Annotated in this window: 22 protein-coding genes and 3 riboswitches; of the genes, 5 read left to right on the top strand and 17 right to left on the bottom strand. The window is 55.4% G+C overall.

Going from position 1 to position 26,542, the window contains the following annotated elements; all coding sequences use genetic code 11:
- Positions 1 to 76 precede the first annotated feature (76 nt).
- Both JFN90_RS15030 and JFN90_RS15025 read left to right on the top strand, forming a co-directional pair.
- Entirely contained in the window at positions 77 to 739 is a 663-nt protein-coding gene (locus JFN90_RS15030) for a TVP38/TMEM64 family protein (protein WP_199395939.1), read from the top strand.
- 696 nt (positions 740 to 1,435) lie between these two features.
- Positions 1,436 to 2,308: a radical SAM/SPASM domain-containing protein gene (locus JFN90_RS15025; RefSeq protein WP_199395938.1), complete on the top strand. Its 873-nt coding sequence runs from the start codon at positions 1,436 to 1,438 to the stop codon at positions 2,306 to 2,308.
- A 100-nt stretch (positions 2,309 to 2,408) separates the two neighbouring features.
- Here the strand turns inward: JFN90_RS15025 and prsR are convergent, their stop codons facing one another.
- Together prsR and prsK are read right to left on the bottom strand one after the other, a co-directional pair.
- A complete protein-coding gene (prsR, locus tag JFN90_RS15020; protein ID WP_199395937.1) occupies positions 2,409 to 3,767 on the bottom strand; it encodes a PEP-CTERM-box response regulator transcription factor in 1,359 nt (452 codons plus the stop codon).
- 11 nt (positions 3,768 to 3,778) lie between these two features.
- Complete coding sequence (gene prsK / locus JFN90_RS15015; protein ID WP_236019019.1) at positions 3,779 to 5,842, bottom strand: XrtA/PEP-CTERM system histidine kinase PrsK; 2,064 nt, start codon at positions 5,840 to 5,842, stop codon at positions 3,779 to 3,781.
- 276 nt (positions 5,843 to 6,118) lie between these two features.
- On the opposite strand from prsK, the gene JFN90_RS15010 reads away from it, so the two are divergent.
- Positions 6,119 to 6,844 (top strand): Crp/Fnr family transcriptional regulator, encoded by a 726-nt coding sequence (locus tag JFN90_RS15010; protein ID WP_199395935.1) that lies wholly within the window; start codon positions 6,119 to 6,121, stop codon positions 6,842 to 6,844.
- Positions 6,845 to 6,999: 155 nt separating this feature from the next.
- On the opposite strand, the gene JFN90_RS15005 is transcribed toward JFN90_RS15010, so the two are convergent.
- The 7 genes from JFN90_RS15005 to JFN90_RS14980 all read right to left on the bottom strand — a co-directional run bounded on the left by JFN90_RS15005 (position 7,000) and on the right by JFN90_RS14980 (position 13,279).
- Positions 7,000 to 7,431: a hypothetical protein gene (locus JFN90_RS15005; protein WP_199395934.1), complete on the bottom strand. Its 432-nt coding sequence runs from the start codon at positions 7,429 to 7,431 to the stop codon at positions 7,000 to 7,002.
- 62 nt (positions 7,432 to 7,493) lie between these two features.
- Positions 7,494 to 8,612, bottom strand: a complete 1,119-nt coding sequence (locus JFN90_RS15000; RefSeq protein WP_199395933.1) for an Ig-like domain-containing protein — start codon at positions 8,610 to 8,612, stop codon at positions 7,494 to 7,496.
- Positions 8,613 to 8,734: 122 nt separating this feature from the next.
- Positions 8,735 to 8,811, bottom strand: a riboswitch (cyclic di-GMP riboswitch).
- A 148-nt stretch (positions 8,812 to 8,959) separates the two neighbouring features.
- The gene (locus JFN90_RS14995; protein WP_199395932.1) at positions 8,960 to 10,093 is read right to left on the bottom strand and encodes an Ig-like domain-containing protein; all 1,134 of its coding nucleotides are present in this window, start codon (positions 10,091 to 10,093) and stop codon (positions 8,960 to 8,962) included.
- A 74-nt stretch (positions 10,094 to 10,167) separates the two neighbouring features.
- Positions 10,168 to 10,244, bottom strand: a riboswitch (cyclic di-GMP riboswitch).
- Between the two features lie 163 nt (positions 10,245 to 10,407).
- Positions 10,408 to 11,010, bottom strand: a complete 603-nt coding sequence (locus JFN90_RS14990) for a YdcF family protein (protein WP_199395931.1) — start codon at positions 11,008 to 11,010, stop codon at positions 10,408 to 10,410.
- A gap of 6 nt (positions 11,011 to 11,016) precedes the next feature.
- Positions 11,017 to 12,147 carry a glycosyltransferase family 2 protein gene (locus JFN90_RS14985; protein ID WP_199395930.1) on the bottom strand — a complete coding sequence of 377 codons (1,131 nt, stop codon included), beginning with the start codon at positions 12,145 to 12,147 and terminating at the stop codon, positions 11,017 to 11,019.
- A 15-nt stretch (positions 12,148 to 12,162) separates the two neighbouring features.
- Positions 12,163 to 12,351 (bottom strand): glycosyltransferase, encoded by a 189-nt coding sequence (locus tag JFN90_RS22425; RefSeq protein ID WP_328755742.1) that lies wholly within the window; start codon positions 12,349 to 12,351, stop codon positions 12,163 to 12,165.
- Entirely contained in the window at positions 12,323 to 13,279 is a 957-nt protein-coding gene (locus JFN90_RS14980; RefSeq protein ID WP_268898662.1) for a glycosyltransferase, read from the bottom strand. Before JFN90_RS14980 ends, JFN90_RS22425 begins: the two co-directional genes overlap by 29 nt.
- Positions 13,280 to 13,577: 298 nt before the next feature.
- Between JFN90_RS14980 and JFN90_RS14975 the strand changes: the two genes are divergently transcribed.
- Together JFN90_RS14975 and JFN90_RS14970 are read left to right on the top strand one after the other, a co-directional pair.
- Positions 13,578 to 16,190 carry an Ig-like domain-containing protein gene (locus JFN90_RS14975; protein ID WP_199395929.1) on the top strand — a complete coding sequence of 871 codons (2,613 nt, stop codon included), beginning with the start codon at positions 13,578 to 13,580 and terminating at the stop codon, positions 16,188 to 16,190.
- 78 nt (positions 16,191 to 16,268) lie between these two features.
- Positions 16,269 to 16,343: riboswitch (cyclic di-GMP riboswitch) on the top strand.
- Between the two features lie 89 nt (positions 16,344 to 16,432).
- Positions 16,433 to 17,557, top strand: a complete 1,125-nt coding sequence (locus JFN90_RS14970; RefSeq protein WP_199395928.1) for an IPT/TIG domain-containing protein — start codon at positions 16,433 to 16,435, stop codon at positions 17,555 to 17,557.
- Positions 17,558 to 17,588: 31 nt separating this feature from the next.
- Here the strand turns inward: JFN90_RS14970 and JFN90_RS14965 are convergent, their stop codons facing one another.
- The 8 genes from JFN90_RS14965 to JFN90_RS14930 are packed head-to-tail and all read right to left on the bottom strand — an operon-like array spanning position 17,589 to position 26,509.
- Complete coding sequence (locus JFN90_RS14965; protein ID WP_236019024.1) at positions 17,589 to 18,539, bottom strand: glycosyltransferase; 951 nt, start codon at positions 18,537 to 18,539, stop codon at positions 17,589 to 17,591.
- 4 nt (positions 18,540 to 18,543) lie between these two features.
- Positions 18,544 to 19,578, bottom strand: a complete 1,035-nt coding sequence (locus JFN90_RS14960; RefSeq protein WP_199395926.1) for a glycosyltransferase — start codon at positions 19,576 to 19,578, stop codon at positions 18,544 to 18,546.
- A gap of 49 nt (positions 19,579 to 19,627) precedes the next feature.
- Complete coding sequence (locus JFN90_RS14955; RefSeq protein ID WP_199395925.1) at positions 19,628 to 20,755, bottom strand: CapA family protein; 1,128 nt, start codon at positions 20,753 to 20,755, stop codon at positions 19,628 to 19,630.
- On the bottom strand, positions 20,715 to 22,100 hold the full coding sequence (locus JFN90_RS14950) for a phenylacetate--CoA ligase family protein (RefSeq protein WP_199395924.1): 1,386 nt from the start codon (positions 22,098 to 22,100) through the stop codon (positions 20,715 to 20,717). Before JFN90_RS14950 ends, JFN90_RS14955 begins: the two co-directional genes overlap by 41 nt.
- Positions 22,101 to 22,112: 12 nt before the next feature.
- Positions 22,113 to 23,228, bottom strand: coding sequence for a glycosyltransferase (locus tag JFN90_RS14945; RefSeq protein ID WP_199395923.1), 1,116 nt, complete (start codon positions 23,226 to 23,228; stop codon positions 22,113 to 22,115).
- Positions 23,229 to 23,232: 4 nt separating this feature from the next.
- Positions 23,233 to 24,423, bottom strand: coding sequence for a carboxylate--amine ligase (locus tag JFN90_RS14940; RefSeq protein WP_199395922.1), 1,191 nt, complete (start codon positions 24,421 to 24,423; stop codon positions 23,233 to 23,235).
- Complete coding sequence (locus JFN90_RS14935) at positions 24,424 to 25,458, bottom strand: polysaccharide deacetylase family protein (RefSeq protein ID WP_199395921.1); 1,035 nt, start codon at positions 25,456 to 25,458, stop codon at positions 24,424 to 24,426.
- Positions 25,439 to 26,509: a glycosyltransferase family 4 protein gene (locus JFN90_RS14930; protein ID WP_199395920.1), complete on the bottom strand. Its 1,071-nt coding sequence runs from the start codon at positions 26,507 to 26,509 to the stop codon at positions 25,439 to 25,441. Before JFN90_RS14930 ends, JFN90_RS14935 begins: the two co-directional genes overlap by 20 nt.
- Positions 26,510 to 26,542 lie beyond the last annotated feature (33 nt).

Raw genomic sequence — 26,542 nt, 5'->3', positions numbered from 1 at the left:
AACCGGCTGGCGCTGAAGCGCAGATTGCGCAGAAAGTGGACATTTCGCCGTAATGCGGGAAAGAGGAGGGAAAGAGGTGAGCGCCGAGACGAACAAAGGGATAAAGGCGGCCACCACATTGCTTTTGATCGCCACGGCAGCCGTGCTGTTCCGGCTGGCGGGCGGAAGCCGGCTCTGCGACCCGACAGCCTTGAAGCAGGTGCTGCAGGGGCACGAGGTGCTGGCCCCTGTGATCTTCGTGTTGCTATACGGCATCACGCCGGTACTCTTTCTGCCCGGCCTGCCGATGGCCATCGCGGCCGGTTTACTGTTCGGACCGGTATGGGGAGTTGTCTATGCCATAACCGGAGCCACCTTGGGCGCCTCAGCCTCCTTCCTGGTAGCAAGGCACCTGGCAAGGGAGTGGGTGGTAGGGAAACTCAGTGGGGAGATGTGGCAGAACCTCGATCAGAAGGTAGGCGAACAGGGATGGAAGATCGTCGCCGTCACCCGACTGGTCCCCCTCTTCCCGTTCAACCTGCTCAACTACGCCTTCGGCCTGACCAGGATACCTTTCTGGCACTATGTCATAGCCAGCTTCCTGTTCATGCTGCCGGGGTGCACAGCATTCATCGTGTTCTCAAGCTCACTGCCGCAACTACTCAAAGGGAAGGCCTCCCCGTCGCTCTTTGTAGGGGCCGCACTGATTGCCGCGGTCATGCTGCTGCCGGCGTGGTACAGAAAAAGAGCACTCCAATAAAAAAAGATTTGCAGTCTTTAATTGACATACGCAAATCTTATTCTATACTGCGTAACTCCAACCAAAGATCGTGCCGCAGCACGGAAGGAGTTACACAATGGGAATCTGCAACGACTGTAAAGGTAAAAAGATCATCACCTGTCCTGAGTGCGGCGGTACGGGAAACCGGTACTTCGTGCCGGTGCTGGACATCTGGGAATCTGATTGCGGTACCTGTTTTGGCAGCGGGACCGTCAGTTGCCCGGCCTGCGAGGCGGCGCCCCTTGGTTCAAAAATCCCCATGCCGCCCGCAGCCTGGCCCCCCTCCGTGCCGGCAACGCTTTGAATCGACTAACATGAAACGGCGCAGGACCGGCATAACCGCGGTTCCTGCGCCGTTTCGGACCTTTGCACCGGCCAACGCTCCGACCTGTAATCCATTCCGCTGCCCCCTTGCCGCCCCCCTACCACTCCTTGAAACATCCCCAAAAGTCTGTAGACTCTTGCTTATGAGAAAGCTACCCGTTCTACCCTAATTAACGTCAACGCACCTCAACACATGCACCCGCACCCAATGAACACATTCTCGCTCAGCATAGCCGGCCTCATCAAGGGATTCGCTTGGGATCACCTGCGCAAGAAAGAGCTTAGACGGTTTGTGGAACCGGACAAGCCTCGCTGGCTCCCCGCCAGGGTGCAAATCGAGGTGACCAACGCGTGCAACCTCAGGTGCCCCTCCTGCTCCAATTCCAGGGATTCCGGCAAGGGGAGGCACCTTGGCCGGGAAGAATACTCGACCGCATCCCCAAGGTGCCACGCGTCGTCATGAGCGGCATCGGCGAACCGCTTGTGCACCCGGACTTCTTCGGGCTTGTCGACACGCTGTCCCAGCGCGGCATGGCCTGCGAATTCATCAGCAACGGGACCCTACTCACCGCAGTGCACCGGGAAGCCATTCTGTCGCGGGAAAGCATCACATCATTGCTGATATCCTGTGACAGCGCGCGTGGTGAGCGGTTTGAAGCGCTGCGGCGTGGGGCGAACCACGAACGCTGGCAGGAGTCAGTCCTGGCGCTCAACGCCCAGCGGCAAACCAGGCGTCCCCGCACCCTGCAAACCCGCATGATCTCCGTGCTCAGCAGGGAGAACATTGACGAGGTGGAAGAACTGGTGCGCCACGCCGCACGGCTTGGCTTCGACGGTCTTGACCTCATGAACCTTATCCCCATCGATGAGGAGGCGGCCGCCATGAGCCTCACCCCGGCGCAGGAGGCGAGCATCGACGACGACACCTTGAAGGAGATGGGAAGAAAGCTCGGAGTACACGTCTGCCACTACTGTATCGCCCGCCCCACTCCGCCTCCGAAGGGAATGCTCCGCTGCCTCGACCCATGGGAATACATCTTCATCCGCTCCAACGGCGACGTCTACCCGTGTCACGTCCTGTTCGGCTCACAGCGAACCGCTGCGGTGGGCAACATTCTGCAACAGGAGTTGGCGGAGATCTGGCATGGCGAGCCCTTCCGCGCCTTCCGTCTCGCCAGCGCACGCGGAACTAACGGTCTATGCCGCGATTGCAATTTCTACTGAAGACTGTGCCTGTGCGGTGACAAGATCATCGCGAACCGCCCCCCCACCGATGATACGCTGGATACGTAGTTGGGTCTTTCCTGCCTCTTTCGCAGGGGGGCTACTGGTGAATGGACAGCTTCTTCATCAGGTCGTAGAGGGTGGGCCGGCTGACGCCCAATTCTTCCGCAGCCTTCAGTATATTCCCCGATTGCCGTTCTATGGCGTTCAGGATCATCTCCCGCTCCATCCGCTCACGCGCTTCCCTGAGTGAGAGGTTGTCGCTGCTGGGAACCGGCATCGGCGGTGGTTCCACGTCACAGCCCAGGTCCAGCGGCCCGATGCTGGAACCGTCGCACATGATGACCGCCCGCTGGATGCGATTCTTCAACTCGCGCACGTTGCCGGGCCAATCATGCCTTTTCAAGAAGGAGATGGCCGCCGGCGCCAAGCGTACCTTTTTCTTGCTCTCCTTGCAGTACAGCTTTAGGAAGGTTTCCCCCAGCAGGAGGACGTCATCGCCGCGCTCCCTCAGTGGAGGAAGCTTGATGGTGACAACGCCGATCCGGTAGTAGAGGTCCTCACGGAAACGTCCCTCCTCGATCGCCTTGTGAATGTCGATGTTGGTGGCGCAGGTGGTGCGGGCATCGATGGGGATCTCCTCCCGCCCGCCGACCCGCTGGATGGAGCCCTCCTGCAGAAAGCGCAGCAGCTTCACCTGCAGGTTCACGGGAAGTTCGCCGATCTCGTCGAGAAAGAGCGTCCCCTTGTGGGCATACTGGAGCTTGCCGCGCACGGCCGTGTGGGCGCCGGTGAATGCGCCCTTCTCGTGCCCGAAAAGCTCGCTTTCCAGGAGGTTCTCCGGGATAGCGCCGCAGTTGATCGCCACTAGCGGCCCCTTGCGACGCTGGCTCGCCTCGTGAATCGCTGCCGCCACCAGCTCCTTGCCGGTGCCGCTTTCACCGATGATCAGGATGGGCGCGTTGGACGTCGCCACCTTCCTGATGGTGGTGTAGACTGCCTGCATCTCGGCGCACTTGCCGACCATGCCCCACTGTTCTTCCGCTTCACCGTGCGACGAGAGCGCGCTGTTTTGCTCCTCGATGTTGGCGATATGGAAGGCCCGCCCGATCATCACCTTGAGCTCGGACAGGACGGGGGGCTTGGCGTAAAAGTCGAAAGCGCCCATGCGCATCGCCTTCAGCGCGTTTTCCCGCTCGTTGTTGCCGGTCAGCATAATGACCTTGGTCACCGGATTTAACCCCAGCATCTCGTCCAAGCAGCGGAACCCCTCGACCGAGCTGTCCTGGTAGGGAGGCAGCCCCAGGTCGAGCACCACCACCGCCGGGCGTTCGTTCTTGAAAAGGGAAAGCGCCTCACGGGCGTCGGCCGCCAAAAGCACCTGGTACTCCTGGTTCAAGCCCCATTTCAACTGCTGCCTGATATCCTCATTGTCGTCCACGATCAAAAGCTTTCTCACCTACTCCTCCTTCATGCAGCCGCGATCGCGCCGGAAGCTGGATCGTCCTCGGCGACGGGAAGGTGGACGGTGAAGACGGTCCCCTCCCCTTCCACGCTGGCAACCTCGATGCTGCCGCCGTGGGCCGTCACGATCTGGCGCGACTGGTACAAACCGATGCCGAGACCGGTCTGTTTGGAACTGCGAAACGGCACAAACAGGTCGTTTCTGATAAAACGCGGCGACATGCCGCAGCCCCGGTCGGTCACCTTGACGAAAGGGGTGCCGTTGCACCCGACTTCCACGGCTATGGGGGCATCGGAGGGGGACGCCTCGACCGCATTCAGGAACAGGTTCAGCAGCACTTTCTGCAGTTCCTCGCGGTCCCCAAGCACAACCTGCTGGCTCCCCTGCACCGAGATCATCCTCCCCTGCACCATCCCGGCGCAAGTCTCAGTAAGCCTCAACAGATCGACCGGGCGCCTCTGCAATAGTTCGCTCTCGCCCAGGTTGCGCAGGCGGCCGATCAGGTGGTGCATCTTCCTGGTCGTATTGCCCAGGCTGTTCAGCATGTCCTGCTGGAACTCCGGGTTGTCGATATGCTCCCGCGCATTCTCAAGCACCAGCGATATGGTCGCCGCCAGGTTTTTCAGGTCGTGCACCACGAAGGTGGCGAGCCCCCCCACGGCCTCCATGGCCTTGGACTGGGTGAGCTGTTCGGAGAGGCGCTGATGCTGAACGGCCACCGACACCTGGCGTGCGATGGTCTTCATGAGATCGAAATCCTCGTAGCGGTACTGTTCATCCGGGACGACCTGCGCACCGAGCACGACGAAACCGGAGAGGGTCTCTTCCTCGAACAGGGGGACCACGAAGGAGATGCCGTAGCGGCGCAGGAACTCCCACTCGCGCGCGCCAAGCTCCCGATTGGGGTCGCTGCTGCAAAAGACCCACCTGCGCTCCCGCAGGGAGTTGAGGATCGGGTTGTCGTCGCTGATCGTTTCCCGAAGCGGCTCCAGTTCCAGCGTCGAGGCGACGCAGTACCAGCCGCACCCCTGCTGGTGTTGGTACAGGGCGGCTCCCTGGACGCCGAAGATCTCGCAATAGGCAAGGAGCACCCTTTTAACCAGGTCGTCTCCGTCTTCGAAGGTCGACAGCCGTTCGGTCAGCCCCAGCCACTGGGCGCGATAGTCATACTTGCTCTGGTAGAAGTGCTTGTGCAGCAGCACCTTAATCTCCCGCTTGGCCCGGTCGGAGAGCAGCAGCAACAGCAACAGGATCCCCGCGATGAACCCTAAGGACAAGGTGAGCATCCGCGGGAAGAGCGGCCCGAAATACTTCATACCCTCGCCCAGAACGCCGAGCATGATGAGGTAGGCGGCGACCACGGCCATGACCACCGATTTCAGCAGGACTGCCTGGGAGATCTTGACGCGGGCGCTACCGCGCCAGTGGGAGCGAGTGTAGAGCATCATCACCGACGCGATCACAAAAAGCAGGGAACGCAGCGGCGCGAGCTCCAGGTTGAGGGAGCGGTACAACAAGGCGTTGGAATAGTAGAAGGCGAGCACCGCGAGCATGGAGCCGAGCGCGACGATATCGAGCTTCACCCGCCACAGCGCTTCCGAAGAGGCGTTCGCCAAGGTGGACTCGAAGTTGATCAGGGCCACCACGAGTAGCACCAGGATGGTGACATAGAAGTAAAAGCCGGCGTCACCCAGAAACAGCACCGGCTCGGCGGGGAAATCCGGTGCGTAGTAGAAGGAGCCGCGCGGCAGGAATGCGGGGACCAGCACCAGCAGTGAACTGATGCCGACCAGCAGGCGGTTCTTCAGCGGGAGCCCCCGCTCCGGGATGTCGCGAGCGTAGGTGACGCTCAAAAGGAGCCACAGAGACGGCAAAAGCGCCTCCACGAACAGGGCGCACCGCATCCAGTCCGTTTCCGGCCATATGTCGTTGAGGGCAAAGTAATCGAACAGTTCCAGGACGGCTATGGCGAAAAAGGGCGCAGCGAGGTAGCTTAGTGCTCCGCTTCGTCTCTCCAGCAGCACGATGCGCAGCACGGATACCAGCAGCAGCAAGACTGAAATCAGCATAAGCGCCATCGTTACCTCTCGGGCAAGACACCAGCAAAGCCCCTGATGCCCTCCCCATCTCACCTGTTCTGCCTGGTAAAGACCAAGTCGAAGCGTGCCGATGTCTTTGGCACTCAGTAAGCACCTGCCAGCAACTGTCAACTGCCTGCTGCACAGCCATAAAAGCAGGCCAGTGCCTGCTATACCTATACAGCCTAAGGCATAAATTGACAAGTGCTAATTGTTTGTGTTAAACCTTCGAATGGCTGAGGTAAAATCAGAGCCGGAGGCACTGTGATGACTTGTCCTACGTCCCAAAGACATAAGCACGAAACGAACATCATCAGCAGCATCCCCTTCTTCTCGTCCCTGACACTTGACGAGGTAGACCAGGTCGAGAAGCTGTTCAGAAAGAAGAATTACGAGAAGGAACAGATAGTGCTGTACGAGGAGGATACCTCCAGCTACATGTACCTGATCTATTCCGGAAAGGTGCGGGTGGTGAAGATGAACGACGAGGGGAAAGAGCAGATCATCACCATCCACAAGAAGAACGACTTCTTCGGAGAGATGTCGCTTCTGGATAACAAGACCTCACCGGCCACCATCATTGCCCACGAGGACTCGGTGATCGGGCTTTTGCACAAGGACGATTTCCAGCAGCACCTGATGCGCAACGACGAAATCCGCAGAAAGATCATCGAGCTCTTGTGCAGCCGGCTGCGCGAATCGTGGGAGATGATCAAGATCCTGAGCTTCAACGCCGAGAACGCACAGGACCGGGTGCTGTCACTGCTGGACCGGCTGGGCGAACTCTACGGGGTCCGCGACGACCGTGGCGTCATCATAGACGTGAAGATGACCCATCAGCAGATGGCGAGCTACGCCTCGGTAACCCGCGAGACCATGAGTCGCGTGTTGCGCAGCCTGGAAAGGTCGGCCGTGATCAGCATCCTGGACAGCAAGGCGATCCTGCTCAACAAGAACTTCTTCGATACACGGAGCAACGGCAAGAGGCACTAAAACCGGATTTAGGGTCTACGTTCTACATTTTAAGTTCTACGGTTCGCCACTCAGACGTCCCGACTCGGCGCTACGCGTTGCTCGCAGTGCCTGGGCTGTCCCCCCTTTCCTGCCGCACGCCGGCGCCCCTTCCTCGTCACCCGCAACTAATAAACCTACTGGATCAGCGTGCCGTTACGGTCATAGACAGCTGTCACGGCAATGCCGAAGTCGCTTGCCTGGGCGCCCGACGGAACGTTGGCAAAGGTGACGGTCATGATCTCGCCGGAGGCTACATCGCTGCTGACGAGGATAAGGCCATTGGTGCCCGAGATGCTGGCAAAACCGCTAGCCGCGTACCCCCCCGAGGTGGCCACTGCCGACAAGGTGGCCCCGGGTGGCATGGTCACTGCGAAGTTGAGACCGTAAGGGGCCGCCACCGCAAGTCCAGTCACCGACACGGTGCCGACGGCGGTGGTGCCGGTCACCACGGTAGCCATGGTGGCGCGAATCGGAACCGTCACCGTAACCTCAGCCCCTCCCCCGCCTCCACATGCTGTAACCACTAGCATGATCATCACCAGCACTATCCGTTGTAAAATGCCCATGGCACCTCCTGAACTTGCCGTATAACTCTCTTCCCATGAACCGTGAGCTTTGCCTGCTCATTTCATAGCTTGCCAGTCAGTTTGGCGAGGATAACCACGACATCACCGGTATCGACCTTGCCGTTAGGCGCGGGCTGGCCGTTCAGGTAAGGCGCCAAGTCCAGGCGCTGCACCTGGTCAATGGTCGGGCTCTGCTGCCCCGAGGCAATCAGCAGTGCGAGTTGGGCATCTGCCAAGGTAAGCGGAGCGGCTTCAGTCGAGGTCGAGGTCGAGGTTGTGGTGGAAGGTGGTGTTGAGGCGGTCTGGCTGGTGCCGTTGTCGACTACGACGGTCGCTGATGCGACGCCGCTGTTGCCGGCCGCGTCATAGGCCCTGGCGCTGATGACATGGCTGCCGTTGGCGAAGTTGGCGGTGTTCCAGATGTAGCTTACCGGGCTCTGATTGCTGCTCAGTAACAGCGTCCCGTCGATGGAGAGCTCCAGCTTGGAGATACCGAGGTTATCGCTGGCGGCTGCCGATACGTTGATGGTTCCGGCTACACTGGCATCGGGGGGAGGGACCGCCAGGGAAACGGTGGGCGAGATCACGTCGCCGACAACGGAGACGTTCACGGCTTTCGACACGGCGGCGTTGCCCGAAAGGTCGATGGCCCTGGCGGCGATGGTGTAGCTCCCGGCGGGAAGGGCTGCCGCGTTCCAGGTGTAGGTGTAGGGAACAGCGCTGGTCTCGTACACCGGGGTGCCATTCACGAGGAACTGGACTTTCGCAACGCCGACGTTGTCGGTTGCGGCCGCGCTGATGGCAAGGGTGGTGGCGACGGAAGCGTTGTCCGCGGGCGAGGTTATGCTGACCAGGGGGGGCAGGGTTTCTGGGATCTGCACGACGTTGGAGTAGACGCTCTCCTGCCCGCTTGAGTTGTAAGCCGTCACCGCGAAGTAATAGGCGTTGGCGGGATCAAGGCCGCTGATGCTGGCCACGGTGACGTTGCCTCCATCGACGGGGGCGTTCCCCTCGACGGCTCCGGTCCCCTGGAAGGGGAGATCACTGTTGTTGGCCTGGTAGTAGATCCGGTATCCCGCCAGGTCGGTGTCGGGACTGGGGTCCCAGGCCAGCGTGACGGTAGCGGCAAGACAGGAATAGGGAACGAACAGCAGCAAGAACAAAAAAAACAGTACCGACACGGGGCTCACCCCCGTCCTTCCGCACACTTCCATCTATGACTCCCAAGGATCGGCGTGGGCCTTGGGCTTTTGTCAGAGGGAGGAAATAGAAAAGCCGGGACCGCAGCACCAGTACTTGGCATTTCGGCGACCCGGCTGTCTCAGAGAGACCCTATAGGCTTTCCGTCCCACCCTCGCGGATGGTTTAGTATTATCGTCTACCTGTATTCGGTTGGATGCGCGGGAGTCCCCGCCATCGGGTGCGGATACTATGTGATTTATAAAGAGAATGCAACTTATTTCTTCCAATAAATAACGATACAGGGTCCCCGTTCCTCCACGCTTTGGCTCTGTGCGCCCTCCCTCTGCTACCTGGACACGGAGACCGCCCTGCTCCCCTTGTTTCCTGCCGCGTCGTAGGCGTTGACGGTGACGGTATGAGTACCGGCGCCCACCTTTGCGCTGGCGCTGATGGAGCCGGAATTGGTGCCCAAAAGCAGCGCCCCGTCGAGGTAGACTTCCATCCTCACCACGGCCACGTTGTCGACCGCGGAAGCGGCGATCTTCAAATTGGCGTTGCCAAGTACCGGCGAGGAGGGGGAAATGATATTGACGTTCGGGGGGATGAGATCGTTGGCCACCGTCACGGTCACGCTGGCGGAACCGGCGTTGCCGGCGGCATCGGAGGCTATGGCCACCAGGGTATGGGTTCCGTTCACGGCGCCGGCGGTGTTCCAGTTGTAGTTGAGGCTACCCTGGTTGGCGGCGTAGATAAGGGTGGAGTTGTCGTAGAGGGCCAAGCCGGTCACGCCGACGTTGTCGGTGGCGTTGGCAGTCACGGCTACCGTGCCGCTGACCTGCTTGTTGTTTCCCGGCCCAGTGAAGGTGACCGTCGGCACAGCGGTGTCGCCGGCGACGTAGACCACTTCATCGGTGCTGCCCACGTTGCCGGCAGCGTCGTAGGCCTTCGCGGTGAGCGTGTACTGTCCGGGGGCAAGCGAGGCGGTAGGCCAGTTGAACGCGTAGGGGGCAGAGTTGGCGCTGGCGAGGAGGTTCCCGTTCACGTACAACTCGACGTTACTGACCCCGACGTTGTCAGCGGCATTGACCCAGACCGCAACCGAGCCAGTCACCGCCGCATTCGCCGAAGGTGCGGTGATACCGACCACGGGGGGAACCATCTCCTTTACCTGCACGAGGTTCGAGTACACGCTCTCGGCGCCGCTGGTGTTGTAGGCGGTGACCGCGAAATAGTAGGAGTTGCCGGGATCGAGCCCGCTTATTGAGGCGGTGGTGCTGGTGGAAACATCGACGGGAGCGCTCCCTTCGACAGCGCCGCCGCCGACGAAAGGCTGTGCGGAAGAATTGGCTTGGTAGTAAACCCGGTAGCCAGCGAGCTCAGCATCGGTGGAAGGGTCCCACTGCAGGATCACAGTAGATGGGAAAGCGGCGCAAGGAACAAGGACGAACACCACAACCAGCAATACATGCTTTACTTTCAACTGTGACCTCCACAAGAGGCCGAACCCGTATTTCAGGCAAAAAAAAGCCGGGCACCGACCTGTAGTGCAGGCATTTCGGCGACCCGGCTGTCTCAGAGAGACCCTATAGGCTTTCCGTCCCACCCTCGCGGATGGTTTAGTATTGTCGTGTACCTCAAGTTTTATACCTTTCTAACTGAACTGGCGCTCATCCGCTGTGATCCAAATCACGTTTATAGAATTACATGGCCTGGCAGGCCGATATGCCCCTCATTGTGGCGCTTACGTCGGAGAGTCGTCCACCCCGGTCAGCAACATGTCCCTTTAAACAGCGGTCAGGAAACCACGGTGTAGACCAGAAGTTTCAGGTACTCGATCCACAGGGGGTAGTATATTTCCTGGCTGCTGGCGAGGTCAGTAGCCGCGTAGGGCACGACGCCCACCAGCGGGGGAAGAGCCCTCCGGAAGGCAAGGAGCGCCCTCCGCATATGCGGGGCTGAACTCACGATCACAACCTGCCGTACACCAGTAGGGAGATGCAAGGCAAGGGTCCTGGCCTCGGCGCGGGTCCCGAAAAATCCGTGACTGCTCGGAATGAAGCTAATGCGCTCTGCCGGCACTCCGCGCCAGATGAGGTAATCGACGTACCACTTGCCCCTGCTCCAGGAACGTCCAGCACGAACGTTGTACTGGTCCCTGGAGGGGGCATCCATCAGGTAGATGCGCGGCACCCTCCCTAGGTGCACCAGGTCTGCGGCGGCATTGAGGCGCTCCCAGACCGTTTCCCCTCCCGCCAGTACGTAGCAGGCATCCCCTTTAGCCTCGGTATCGGTCACGCGAAGTGGAGCGGCAATAATGGCCCGTACCCTGGGGAAGGAGGGAACCAGCACGAAAAGCAGGAAACAGGAGAAAACCACTGCCGCAACTTTAACCCGCATAGGCCATCACCTCTCGGACGGAGTCCACATCACCAGGCGATTTCCACGCAGGTAACGCAACCAGGCGACGGCAATGGCAAAGTTCACCGTAAGGAAGTAAAGCGGGATCCTTACCGTGAGGCGACGGGCCAGCATGGGGCTTTTCCAACCGGCCACTCCCAGAAAGTAGAAGGCGCACTGAAGCAGGAAGAGGAAGAGGTACAGGGGGTGCGACGGGGCGAGTGCGGCGTTGATCAGAAAGGCTGCTGCCAGGAAAAAAGGGACCAGCCAGCGCAGCAGTTTGTGGCAGAAAAACTGGTAAGAGAACAGGCCATAGCGAAATACATTCAAAAATTCCAGGTTCTTAAAGAAGACAGTCAGTCCCCTGAGTACGGTCCTCACCTTGCGGTCGAACTCCCGGTTGCTGTCAGCCACATCTTGGTAATGCCCGATCACCCGGTTATCGCCGATCCCGCGCAACCCGAACCGCATGCTGTTCAGCAAAGTCCGGAAATCGCTCTGCATGTCAGGCGAGAAGTCCCGGCAGACCTCCTTTCGGGCCGCGAAAAAGGAACCACTCAGTCCCACCAGTGAGTTCACCCTCCCCTCCAGGTCCCTCAGCCACATCTCGTAGCGCACGTAGGCCCCCTCACCGCACGGCTTCCCGTCGCGCCCGACGACCCGGTCGACGCTGCTAACGCATCCGATGCAAGGGTCGGCGAAGTTGGCCATCATGTGGTGCAGGCTCTCGGGGTCAATGACCGTCGCCACGTCAGAGAACACCAGAATGTCACCATCCGCCGCGGCGACTGCCTCCTTCTGGGCGTTCTCTTTCCCCCCCCGGTCCTTCACCTCGAGGAGTCGCACCCCATTTGCCGCGAACTCCCTCACTATCTCGTTAGTGCGGTCGGTGGAACCGTCGGAGGCGACTATGATCTGTATAAGTTCTGGGGCATAGGTGAGCGCCAGCGTATTTTCCAGCTTTTGCCGGATGCGCTTTTCCTCGTTGAAGGCGGTGATGATGAAGGTCACCCTGGGTGTGCAGGGCGCCCTGCGCACTTCCCTTACCTTGAACCTTGAGATGAGGTAAAGGGATAAAGGGTAGCCGAAGTAGGCGAAGAAGACGAGGAAGATAAACAAGGACAGGAGAAGGGCCATAGGTATGCTCCGGTTTCAGTCTGCCAGCACTTCCTGATAGATCCGGTAGTAGTGTTGCGCCATCTGCCGTGAGGAAAACTCACGGTCCGCTTTCAGGCGCGCGGCGCGCGACATCGCTGCGTGCAGTTCCGAATTGTCGGCCAACTCCAGGCAGCGCCGGGCAAAGGCCTCCGGGTCACGCCCGTCGACCAGGAACCCCTCCACGCCGTGCTCGACGATCTCGCCGATCCCCCCCCACTGCCGGGGCCACGACCGGTACCCCCCGTGCCATCGCCTCCAGAATGGTCATTGGGATCCCCTCGTGCCGGGAAGTGTTGAGGTAGAGGTCGAGCCCCCGGTAGAAGGAGTCCATGTCATCAAGATGCCCGGCGAGAACGAAGCGTCCATCCAGGCCGCGCGCAGTTATAGACGCGGCAATTTCTCCCCGGCAGCTCCCCTCCCCGGCCAGCAGAAACCGGGCCTGGCGTTTCGCACAAACGATGCTGGCAACTGCGACCATTAGGGGGTAGTCTTTCACCTGGCAAAGCCGCCCCGAGGAGCCGATGCGGAAACCGGCGACGCAGGAGGCGGGAGAAACGTTTTCAGAAGGGATCGGAACGCCGTTGTGGATCACGGCAACGCGGTCGTCACGAAAGCCCAGGCTCTGTACCAGGTGGTCCCGGATATCCCTGGAAACAGCTACAGTCCTATCGAAAAACCGGCTCATCAGGAAAAAGTTCGCCCTCACCTTGGCTCCCTGTAGCAGGGAGAGCCCATTCTCTTCCGGAAGGCCATGCTGAGTGGCGATCAGGCGGGTGCGGGGGCTCCCCGCGCTCCCCATAAGGGCAAGGAGGTTCTCCTTGTACCTGTGCGAATGGATCAGGTCTGGGGGGTCCTTCTTGAGGAAATTGCGGACCTCACCGGCCAGTTTTGTGAAAGAGCAACGGCTCTCGTCGAATACGGTGACGGAAAGGCCTGCTTCCCTCAGTTCAGCCGCCAGCCGCCCGTCGTTTAGCAGCAGCACATAAAGCCTCAGCTCCTCTGTGAGGACAAGTTCCCGCAGCAGGTGGCACGCCATAACCTCGGCGCCAGCCCAGAGATCCCCGGAGATGATGTGACAGACCTTGATCATGCCGAAAATATAAAACGACAATGAAAATTATGCAATCTGAATCACCATACTCTGCAAGATAGGCAAAAAAGTACAGCCTGTGCAAAAAATACCTTCTGCAAGCTAATTGATTGACAAACCGAGACAAAATATAAATCATAATGACATTGCCACGCGTGCGGAAAGGATTTAAACTGTCAGATAGCCCCTGACTATCCGCCTCCTACTAGGCACCTTCCCCACTGATTGAGCATGGCTATGTTGCGGCACTCTAGGCGTATGTCTGACGAACGCCACTGCGGAGCGAGACAGTACATCCGCCTGCAGAAAGGAGCTGATCATGCAGAGTCCAAACCTGTTTCAAAGGATTTCCAGGCGTGCGCTCGGGCAGATACTGCTCGATGGCAAATTCGTGTCGAAGCGCGCCCTCGATCGAGCCCTCAGGGAGCAAAAGACGACCCACGAGCTGCTTGGCGGCGTCCTGGTCAGAATGGGGGTCCTGAACCCTGAGGACGTCGCGGCCCCGCTGTCCATCCAGCAGCACCTAAGCCACATGGAGAACGCTGTCAAACTGGCGGCTGGCGACCGGCAGCTGCTGGGCGCCCTACTGGTGCAGTCGGGGAGGATCACCGCGCAGCAGCTCGACCATGCCATCGCCGAGCAGAAAAAGAGCGGGGAGCGTCTGGGCGAGGTCTTCATGCGCCTTGGGATACTCACCGAACTGCAGCTAAAAGGGCTCCTTGACTGGCAGCAGAACCAGGCAATCCCGGCAGGTACGCCCCTCAGGCTGGGCGAGCTGCTCATTTCCACCGGCCACGTCACCCGCGAACAGCTGGAGTCGGCCCTCGCCAAACAGGGCCAGACCGGAAGAAAACTCGGCGATATCCTTGTCGCTGAGGGGTACGTGCGCAGGAGCGAGATCAACCACGCGGTACGCCTGCAGAAGATGTGCGTCAACGCGGTCGTTGCCGCCATCATGGCCATGGGGATGAGCAGCGCGGCTTCCGCGTCCTCCGTTTCCCTGCAATGGGACCCCTCGCCGGACACCGCCGTGGTCGGCTACAAGGTCCACTACCAGCCCGACTCCACCGTGCAACCGTTCCAGGGGCCGGCCCCGGTTGACGTGCAGAACATCACCACGGCCTCCATCGCCAACCTCGACCCCGCCCACTCCTACAGTTTCGCCGTCACCGCCTACAACGCGGCCGGCGAGGAGAGCGCTTATTCCAACGTGGTAACCGTCGCCGAGATGCAGGCACCCACCACCGCCATCACCTACCCCTCAAATTCCGCGACGGTGGCAGGCACCGTGTCGGTCACGGCTGACGCTGCCGACAACGTCGGGGTGACCAAGGTGGAGTTCTACGTGAACGGCGCGCTGCAGGCGACCATCCCCTCCTCCCCCTACGTCTACTCCTGGAACACCGGAGCCCTCGCCCCGGGGAGCTACACCCTGATGACCAAGGCTTACGATGCCGCCGGAAACATCGGGCAGTCCCAGAGCGTCACGGTAAACGTGGCCAACGACCTCACAGCCCCCACCGTCTCCCTCACTTCCCCCGGAAACAACATGACCGTGAGCGGGTCGGTGAACATCGCCGCCAGTGCCTCGGACAACGTCGGCGTGAGCAGGGTCGAGTTCTACCTGAACAACGCCCTGCTATCAGCCACGAACATGGCCCCCTACTCCTACGCGTGGAACAGCAAGACAGTCGCCAACGGCGTGTACAACCTGACGGCCAAGGCGTACGACGCGGCGGGGAACCTGGGGCAGTCGCAGGTACTGACAGTCAATGTATCGAACGATCTCATCGCCCCGAGTGTGGCGCTTTCCTCCCCAATTACGGGGGCCACGGTCAGCGGCACGGTCACGGTTACCGCCAGCGCCAGTGACAACGTAGGTGTCAGCAAGGTCGAGTTTTACAGCAACAACGTGCTGCAAGCCACCGTCGCCACAGCTCCCTACAGCTACAGCTGGGATACCAGGACCGTGGCAAACGGCAGCTACACCCTGGTGGCAAAAGCCTTCGATGCCGCAGGAAACGCCACCCAATCGCAGAGCTCTGTGGTCTCGGTAAGTAACGACACCACCGCTCCGACCGTTGCTGTAACCTCGCCTACCAGTGGCAGCACGGTGAGCGGGACGGTCACAGTGACCGCCAGCGCGTCCGACAATGTCGGGGTCAGTAAAGTCGAGTTCTACAGAAACGGCGCACTGGTCGCAACCAGCAGCGCGGCGCCGTACGCCTACAGCTGGAACACCACAGCCGTTGCCAACGGCAGCTACACGCTGACGGCCAAAGCGTACGACGCCGCCGGCAACGCCGGGGCGTCCCAGAGCACGTCAGTCAACGTCTCCAACGTAACCCCCGACGCCACGGCTCCAACCGTCGCCGTAACCTCGCCCGCCAGTGGCAGCACCGTGAGCGGGACGGTCACCGTAACCGCCAGCGCGTCAGACAACATCGGGGTCAGTAAAGTCGAGTTCTACCGAAACGGCGTCCTGGTCGCGACCAGTAGCGCCGCCCCGTACGCCTACAGTTGGAACACTACAGCCGTTGCCAACGGCAGCTATACGCTGACAGCAAAGGCCTACGACGCAGCAGGCAACGCCGGAATATCGCAAAGCAACGCGGTCAACGTCTCCAACCCAACGACCGATACCATAGCTCCCACGATAGCCATAACGTCGCCGGCTACGAAAACCTATGTAAGCGGGTTGGTTACCATCAAGGCCAACGCCACTGACAACGTCGGTGTCACTAAAGTCGATTTCTTCGTCAGCGGGAAGTTGGTGGCTACGGTCACTCAAGCTCCCTACAGTTACGTCTGGGACACCACGACAGTAGCTAATAACACTTCATACACGCTCTCAGCCAAGGCCTATGATGCCGCGGGCAATACAAAGCAGGCTTCCAACGTGTACGTCACAGTCAAAAACCGGAAACGGTAGGTTAGAATAAGTGATTCCGGCGCTTGCAGTCACAGTTTTGAGAGTCGTTTTGCCGCAGTATTGACAACCAAATAAAGTAATCGATAAAACCAAACCATTCGCAAGGATGGGACGGAAAGCCACGGGTCTCACCGAGACGGCCGGGATGCCGAAAGCCCCCAAAAGAGTTAGCGCCCCAGGCTTTCGGCATAGAACGTGTGAAACAAGATCATGAATTACGAACTCAGTTCAAGGAGCTCACAATGTCAAACAAAAGAGCGAATGCAAAAGAGAGGCTTTTTATAACACTGTGCGCTGTGCTCATATTTCCTGCCGCTGGACTTGCGGCGGTGGCACCACCTTTCATTTCGAGTGTGAGCAGCGTGCTAAGCCACGGCCAAAATGTAACAATAACGGGAAGTAGCTTTGGGACGAAGTCGCCTGCAGCCCCAATAAAATGGGATAATTTTGAGTCATATCCTGATGGCGCAGATATGGTGGTTAACGCAGGTTACGACAACCTGGGGGGAGATGGATCCAAGGCCTACATAAAAACAGATAATTTTTTTGGAAATAACGGTTCCAAAAGTGCAAAGATGGATTACACCACTGGTAAAAACTCGATGTTTCCTAGGATCGGCACGAATTTACCATCTGGAACAATGGAACTCTATGTCACTTACCAAGCCTACTGGACCCACTATACAGGAACAGAGAGTGCTCCATTCATATTTAAATGGACGCGTGGTGGTTCCAACCCTTCTTATTCTGGAGTGCCAAAATTCTATGAGACTGTTCGCCCAAACTCAGCAGGCACGGTAACTGGCACTGACAGGGGATTTGTTACAGATACAGGGACTACTTATGCACAAAACGTGGTAGCAGGACAGAACGCCAAGTTGTGGAACAGGGTTGAATACCACTACAAGCTTTCGAATCCACCGGGCACAGCAAATGGTGCTTACGAACAGTGGGTAAACAACAAAAAGAACGTGGATCTGATTGGCAAAATTACGAGGACAGCAAACGAACCCAACAGTACCATCGATTACGTCATGTCACCGTTTGATGGCAATGACAGTTATGGCAACACTAACGGTTATTTTTTCTGGTTCGATGATTATTATATAGACAACACTCCTGCCAGAGTAGAAGTATGCTCAGGGTCCACATGGGACACCAAGGGGAATTGCACAATTCAGATTCCTGTTGCATGGTCAAGCACTTCAATAACCTTTACGGTAAATCAGGGTAGCATCCCCAGCAATGGCAGTGGGTATCTTTATGTTGTTGATGTAAACCAAACTCCTTCAAACGGAGTATTGGTGAATTTCGGAGACTCCGTGTCACCTCCGTCGAATCTAAAACCAACAACAATCTTGAAATAAAATGGCTTTAAAGGCAAGACCTCGGTATTCATTACCCAAGGTCTTGCCTTTTTGCGACTGCATATTTTGTGTATCTTAAACTTCTACCTATAAAATACGAGAAGTAGATCGGCCACAGCATACCCAAGTGCCAAATTTTATTATAAAATTCATTCCCCTCGGCAGCTTTTTTTGCCGCTACAACAAGGGGGACCAAAAACAATACCATCAAGGAGATAAGACATAGTAAATATTGCCCCATAACCAAACCAGCCACGAGAACAAGCAGAGAAAGACAAAACATCATTGAAAGTAGATTCATAGCCTCCAAAAGCCCTGTAGGGCAAGGCACCACTGTTCCACCAAACAAAACCTGCCTTATCGCTAAAGCCCCGAGCGTGGCCGGATAGCCCAGATGGGTCACGGCACATCCCGGAGCGTTCAGCAAAACGAGTTCCTGCGAAACGATCCTTCTGGAGAGGTCATCATCTTCTGCCACGACTATAGTTTCATCAAAGCCCCCGAGCTTTTCAAATAGTTCGCGACGTATGATGAAATTGCTGCCCGCCAGACAGTTCGTATACCTGACGGAGTCAGAACTACAGGTCGTCCAGGCCTTTTCGACCCACGTCCCTGTCTCAGGAGCTCGACAGACACCGCCGACTGCACCGACACCGCCAACTTCAAGCGCTTCCACCGCACTTGCTATCCATGTGGTCCCAACAACGATGTCCGAATCAGTAAAAGCTAAGACATCACCTTTGGCGTGTACAGCTCCAAGGTTTCGGACACCACCAACCTTAAGCCCAGAAGCATCATAGACAGCAGCACCGTATTGCGTGGCGATTTCAGCAGTATCGTCAGTAGAGCCGTTATCCGCCACTATGATTTCCACCAGGTGGCGAGGGTACTCAACGCTAGTCAAAGAGGCGAGGCATTGCCGAAGGTACTTGGAAGCGTTACGGGCAGGGATAACTACTGAAACAGTTGGGAGAAGGTCCATATCCTTAATGAACCTCACTCAAAAGCCTTTTATAGAGACACTCATATTCGGCAGCAGTATTCTTAATGCTCAAGGAATTCTCGGCAACTTTTCGCCCCGCGACGCCGATACTTGTTCTGAGATTCGGGGTTTCAACCAGTTTGTAGATGGCTGCGGCCAGTGCTTTTGGGTCCTCCTTAGGAACTATGAGCGCATCAAGACCATCCTGAACCATCGGAACAATCCCCCCAACGTTTGTTGTAACCAAGGGTAGTGCGTATGACATCGCCTCTGCGGTAGCTAATGACAGACCTTCAAAACGCGAAGAACATACAAAAATGTCCGCTTCTCGGTATTCGGCCGCAGGCGAAGAAGAAAACCCAGGCATAGCCACAAAATCTGAAATTCCAAGCATGCGAGCCTTATCCAGCAACCCCCCCCTAAGATTTCCTTCGCCCACTATGCGTAGATTGGCTTTCACTCCTTTTCCCAGCACTAATGCGAAAGCTTCGAGCAGTACGTCATACCCCTTTTGATAGTCAAGACGTCCAAGACTAAGAATAACTGGAACTGACGTTTTTTTCTTTGAAGGATAATCTAAAACACCTATCGGGACTCCATTGTTGATAGTCACGGTAGGTAGCCCAGGCATGGCTGCATCGACAAGACCGCGAACGGAACTGGATACGCAAACCACTGAACTGCTGTATTTAGTCAACGACCGGTATTCCAGACGCAACTTAAGCTGCTCCCGCAGTGTTCTTGGTTTAAAATGGGGATATTCATTATGAATAGTTGCGACATGAACGGCATCTGGCAGAAAATGACGGCTCAGGATGCCGGGAAGAAAACTGTGCGAGTGAAGTAATTCGGGCTTTAGATTATTCAGTTTACGTTTGAATCGAAAAGTCGATGACAGTGGGTTGATATCAAAATCAAAATTGGTGATTGACGTAGCAGATCTAATCATCTCGTTGTTCCGATCGCATGAGTTCAGAATTAACACGTGATGCTCAAACCCAGGATTGAAGTTTTGAATCAACGATTCGACGAACTTCAAGATGCCACCATTGCAATAATGTAAAGTATGAACGACCCTCATGAGGACCTCAGCGTAAAAGCTTGTGAAATAAAAAACATGCCTTTCCTATCGCGTTCCCCTTAAAAAAATTCCGTAGAAAAAAAAACATTTTCCGGAGCTGCAACTCCTTTTCAATACTGCGCTCAGCCCGGTCGTGAGTAGCGTCAATACCCTCTGGAGACTCAGCATCCATAAACCGCTTTAAAGTCTCCAAGCGTTCGACTGCGGCTTTGTTATCTGCGGAGTTCAGCACGTGTATCTTTCCACCTCTGCATTTACAGAAATGCAGATCCCAACTGACCCGACTTCCCTTGGGCCCCAACCGGATCTCAGCAACTACCCCGAGTGAATATTGCGGCGACCATTCGAGGTCGAACAGGAGGTTCCCCAAGCTGTAAAAAATAAGGCCATTCCCCCAGGGTTCTACCGGTCTGACGACATGAGAATGATGGCCCAGGATCACACTGGCCCCGCTTTCTATCAGATGCCGTCCAAGACTTATTTCTGCAGATGATGGAATGGCTGGTCCTTCAGTTCCCCAGTGAATGGATACAATCAAATGATCAACGGTCGCAGCAACTGTGCGCACACAATCTGCAAGTTGGGCTACTTCGGGTTTGTCATAGGTTACTTCGCGAGTGTTGTGACGCTTATCGGGAACGAGAGATACAGCGATGAAGCCAAGGTTGAGGTTCGCCACGTTGCGAAAAATTGGGTTTATGGCATGTCCTTCAGCCGAGTTCCCGACTGGTTGTATCCCCGCCTGTACCAAACTGTCCAACGTTTCATCAAAAGCAGCCTTACCATGTTGGAGCACATGGTTGTTTGCAACACACAGCAACGCCACCCCCCCCTTCCGGATGATAGGAGCAACGACTGGCGAACCACGAAAAGCTTTTTGTTCATAGCTTTCCCTAGCTACGGTAACCCTACTAAGAGGGCATTCCAAATTCGCTATCGCAAGATCCGCGCGCCGTAACAAGGGGGCAAGAGCGCCTAACCCCTCTTCGACTTTTGTCGGATCGGCAAAACCGTGCCCTAGCGTGAAGTAATGATCAGCAGGGCAAAGGTCGCCCGCAGCCATAAGGGTTACAGTCCCCACCGTTGTGCCTGGTTTAGCCTCGTACATGCGAGATGACGGCTCTGAATTTTCCATTGGGTTCTCTTGGAATAGCATCCATTTTCTCGATTTCGATAATGAGTTGCCCCCCCAACCTCCCCTTAAGCGCCATGAGCAGCTTGTCCTCATCCTTTTCACAAAAGTTTTTCGCAGGGACAAGGCGGACCAGCAGAGTGTCGTTTTGGGTTTGGACAAGTTGCGTTTCGATGATATTACTCAGCCCTTTGAACAGGGGATCCAGTCGGCCAACGATGCGCCCGTCGGGAGTACGAATGGCATCATCTTTCCGGCCTATGATTTGTGCGACAATTGGGAAATGGAGGCCGCACCCACATGAGGATGGTTCGGGAGCCGTCAGCAGGTCCCCCAGTCGATACCGCACCAAAGGCATAGTTTTATTAACGAAGACGGTGCAAATGGCTTCACCAAGTTGGCCAGCGGGTGTAGCCTCACCATGGGAATCCAAAACTTCAAGCAGACTGTAGTCCGAATTCAAATGATATGAGCCGTAAGGACATTGGCTGACGAATATCGCCATCTCGGTACAACCGTACTGATCAGCGACTGGGACCTTAAATGCCTCTTCCATTGCAAGTCTTTGGTCAGGCAACAGTGTTTCGGCTGAGGTAAACACCACACGAAGGCTTGGCAAGGGAGGCAGATCGTGCTCTAAAATATATCTGGCTATTACCGAGATCGCCGAGGGATATCCATCAAGGTATGCCGGCTCATAACGACGCAGTTTCTCGAGGTAAAAAGGAATATTGGCATCGCAAATGTGATAAGAAGAGAACAGCAGGTTATTCTGAACCGGGTCATGACGCCAAAATGGTGCGGTGTTCCGCATTTGAGGAACGATCAACCTGCCACAGAATGTTGCTCGCCGTGAGTTACTTCCAACACCGTACCATTTGAGAAACCTTTCCCAGTAGGCATAATGGCGGCGACGGGACTCTACGTCGCAAAAAATCGTCAGGGGCTTCCCAGTGGTACCGCTTGTATGTAACTGGAACGTACCCCGCTTATTCAGATATCCGCTTGCGCAGTAGAATTCGGGATTGGCCCGTATAGCATCCTTGTCGATAATAGGCAAATATCTGATATCGCGAATGTGTTTTATGTCAGCAGGGTGGAGGTGGTTTTTTGAATTCCAGTCTTGGTAAAAAGGGACCGCGTGCAGGCAGTAACCAACCAAGTCCCTCAGCAACTGAATCCGCAGTTCCTCTAAAAGGGTAGACGTTAGTTTCTCGGTCGCCAAGGCTTCAGCCAGATAGCGCCCGTATCCGCCACCCTTCCGTTGAAAATGAAGACGCAGCCCAGCCGCTGTAACGAAAACCTGTTGTAACCATACAGGCGAATTGTTATAGACGGTCTCTAACATAAGCCACTCCACTCAGCAAGCCGCACCAAGAACCGTGCGATAAAGAAGCTGATACTTTTGCATCATCGTGGCAGAGGAAAACGTTGACTTAGCGACATCCAAAGCTTTCGCAGCACAAGTTTTGGCCTTCGAACTGGCGCCGTAAACATCAACGATTGCAGTTGCCAAGGTCTGGGCGTCACAAGGTTTTACGAGAAATCCCGTTTCACCATCTTGGATGATTTCTTCAGGCCCCCCGCTCCGAGTCGCTATGACTGGAACCCCGCACGCCATTGCTTCAAGAGTTGATATGGAAAAGCCTTCTGTAACCGATGGTAACACGAAGATGTCAAGATTATTCAAGAAGGTAGCTACATCCGGCTGGTAGTCCAAGAAGAAGAAGTTATTTTCAAGCATCAAGTCCTTTCTAAGCTGAAGCAGCTTGTCCCGCAGCCCTCCTCCTCCGCCCCCAGCGACTGCGAAATGGAATCGAGGGTTACAGTCGACGACCCGCCTTGCGGCATTTAGCAGGTATTCATACCCTTTAGCAGTGCGGATGTTGCCAACGGAACCGACAAGAATGTCCTCCTCCGTTAAACCAATTGATGTCCTGATACTGTTGTCAACGCATGGACAATACCTCGAAGTGTCGACTCCATTATGTATAGTTACGGACTTATCGCGGCGGAACCCCCTCTGATCCACATAGAAGCTTCTCAGGTTCTCAGAAACGTAGACTAAAAAAGACGCCCCGGTGTTAATGATAAATGATTTGACCCGTGCAAAACGCTCGTTGGATTGGACATCTACATAACCGTGAAAAGTGGCAACTACTGGAACACGGCACAGCATTCCAGCCAGACTCGCATATAAATTAGCGCCAAGCAGGTGCGACTGCACAACGTCTATTCTATATTCCCGAATGCAACGGACCAATTGCCAGAGGTAGGCGAAACTCAGAGAACCCTTGGAGTTAATGTATATCGGTGACACCCCTAATTTAAGCAGTTCATCGTTGACCCATCCCGGCCCCCGTATAGCGACGAAATTGCAGAATTCCTTTTCATCAAGCCTCCTGACAAGATCGAGGAAAACCGCCTCCGCTCCACCCGGACCCGTCGTGTCTATCGTATGCAGAATGTTGATCAAGGTTTCACCTCAACAGGTTACGCACGTATCCGCTCGCTTCGGCTATGATTGGGCCGAGATCGTCAACGGCAAAGACATCTGACGACCGGTTTTTTCCCCATACGTTGAAAAGTTCCTGCAGTGCATATCCATATGAAGGGAGGGTCGGGTCATTAAAGAGGTCCCTGTTTTTAAGCCTGATGATTAAGTGATCCAATAAGCCAAAAGACCACTTCAACTTGTGGCCAGTCTTGTACATGGCTAAATGATTCAGACTATTTTTATTGAGGTAGTACTCCAGACATAGCGCAGGGAAATTGACGCCGGAGGCGATGGCCAATTGCAGTGACCCCCAGAACCTACCATTGATTTCCATGAGTTTGGGCTTGCCGTCTCTTCGGTCTCTTTTAAATTCAACCATGGCAACGCCCGTCCACCCTACCGTGGTTAACAGCCTACTTGCTGCGTCAACCATGACTTCATCTAGTGGTATGCTTTCGCAAAGTACACTCACGCCGCCAGTTGGGGGCTTTTCAAGCAGCCTGCGATGGGAAAACAGGGCGAGATGATGGTCCCTGGAAAACAGAGTAAACAAACCACTTCCCTCGCCTTGAATCCTTTCCTGGATGACAGACGGATATTTAAGCGCAGGGTTAGTGGCGTATAGCTCCATCAACTGTTCTTTATCGTTGGCGTATGCTACACCTGCGGCGAGGACTGTATCTCCGTCCACAGTTTTTGAAAAAGCGGGTTTAACTACAACCGGGAAAGATGCCAGTTTATTTACTGCTTCATCTATATGCTCGGGGTCAGTGACGTAAACGGTGGAGGGGATATCGATCCCTAACCGATCCGCCATCTTATATAGCTCATATTTGTTTCTTATTGCTTCTATCTGGCTGTTCATTGGAGAAGCGATAATAACATTTGCACCTAGCAAACTTCTCACATTATTGATAGAATATGTTGATTCTTCAGTAATTGGGAAAACAACTTCTATATTGTTGTTAGTGATAATATCCAATATTTCATTACAGTACGAGGTCAACCCATAAAGAGGACTGGGAGTGCATAGTGCTTTATGGCAGAATTTCGAAGCGGCAGAAAGATTACCACTACTTCTCCCACAAACGTAAACGGCGTGCCCGAGTCTACCAAGCGACCTGGTCACCGCAAGTGCGGCTCTATTTTCCCCATCAGTGACTAATATGTTCATTTAAAATTTCCTAAATAACAATCTAGACCTGAGCCTGGAAATGGTGCTGGTGACGCCTTGGTGTATGGCAACTCTGGGAATGGCAAACGGGTTCGTCGCCGAGGTCACAACCCCCCTGGTTGTAGTCACCGCCGCGCTATAACCATTTGTTGCAACAACATCTTGCAGTTGCACATTGTGATTGCCGTTGGGAAAGGCGAAGATATTGGAAACACTGCAGCACTTGGCGCGTAATGCCGAACCCGAACCAGCAATTTCTTCCGCGGCGAGAGTTGCATCTATTGAGTCGAGGATCTGATGGTGGACAGAGTGAGCACCGAATCTCACCAGTCCAGTTTTACCCATTGCATTAACCTCTTCCCAGTTCAGCATCAACCTCCCCGCATCACATGGTCCTAGTATCTGGCTAAAAGCGGCAAGAGTGTCCTTTCGTATCCGCTCCGAAGCCAACTTCATATGCTCAATGAACCCAGCACAGAAGTTGTCGTCAAAGGCGGCATCGCGTTTTCCATAATCATTAAAAGGATCGGCGAGCGACGGCGGCACATCGTCAATCCCCACCTTCTTCACGGACAACCGCTTAAGATAGCACCAAAGTTCTTCAGGCCAGAAATTCGAGTCGGTACCGATGTAACCGGTAGCCAGGAAAATTGTGGCGGGAGCCCGATGCTTCTCTAGCACGGGCAATGCGTGCGTGTAGTTGTCGAGCCACCCGTCATCAAAGGTGATCGCACAGCAGTTGGCGACGCTTTCATTTCTCAGTAGTTTGGCGACCAGTTCATCCAGAAAAACTACGTGGAAATTATCCATGAGATAGCCGACATGCTTATCGAACGTGCTGACATCTACGTACATGCCTGGATGCACGGCCCCATCGTTGGCAGAACTGGCAAGCACACGATGATACATGAGGACTAGGGCACTTTCCTTCAGGAGCATGCGCTCCAGAAGGGAAAGCATGCCGGACTTCGCAAGAAGACCTGATACAATCAACTTTCCTAAAGACTTGACAGAATCAAAGGATGGTTTCTGCATACAGCCTCGTCACCGTATCAGTAAGTTTAGCGATATGCTCTTTTAGGGAAAAGTTCTCCACGACCCTCTGCCGGGCCGCCCTCCCCATTCGATCGCGCAATTCCTTGTCACTCAGCAACACCTCGATTTTATCGGCTAATGCCATATGATCACCAGGCGTGACGAGAAAACCGGTACGTTCGGGTTCGATCGTTTCTTTTAAACCCTGTAAATCGGAAACGACAAGAGGCAATCCCGAGGAAGCCATTTCCATAGAAGACATAGTGAAGGAATCCCACCCCGTCGAGGCTATAACACCCGCGTAACAAGAGGAATGGATGCGACTCACATCATTACGGTATCCCCCAAAGGTGATGAAACCTTCCGCCTTGGTTCCGAGATACATGGATTCAAACCGCTTCTCCTGCCCATCGACATTTCCCAGTATGAGAAAATGTGCGTCTTTTCGGTTTCTTACGTCCACCAACTCTTTGGCGCAGTTTACAATTACATGAACACCTTTTCGTTCCTCCATATGTCCCGAGTAAAAAAAAATTTTACGATTAGTGGGGATCTTAAAGTGATCGTAGGCATATTTCCACGAACTAATATCAGGCTTGTATACGTTCGTATCAACAGCATTATAGACAACACTCACGTCTTCAGCACTGACACCTCTGCCAAATACAGCAGAATCAGCCATGGCTTTCGACTGGAAGATATAATGATCAGGTTTGTAGTGCGTAAGCCTGACTTGAAGACGTTTGAATAAAAGTTTCACCCCATGATTGATATCACTCATGGGGGCACCCCAATAGGAAACTATCAGTTTAACACCGGCTTTTTTCATCACTCTATAGGACTTGGATTTGACAGGTTGGTCAAATCCAAAAACAATTTCTATACGGTTTTGTTTAATGTAATGTGAAAGCTGGTCCAAATCCTTAACAACGTCGGGATCAAACTTTATTACGTTGTTGAACGAGGAAGGTAAGTAGTCAGGAAACCCGCCGTCAAGGCTTGTGTACCCTACGTGTACATGACTCATGTCACCGGTCAACGTCTCCGCCATTGTAAAAAAGTCCGGTTCATGCCGACCTATTGC

The sequence above is a fragment of the Geomonas propionica genome (assembly GCF_016458235.1).
GTDB classification, from domain to species: domain Bacteria; phylum Desulfobacterota; class Desulfuromonadia; order Geobacterales; family Geobacteraceae; genus Geomonas; species Geomonas propionica.
Note: the sequence above shows the minus strand (reverse complement) of the source record. Positions and strands in the feature narration are given on the sequence as shown.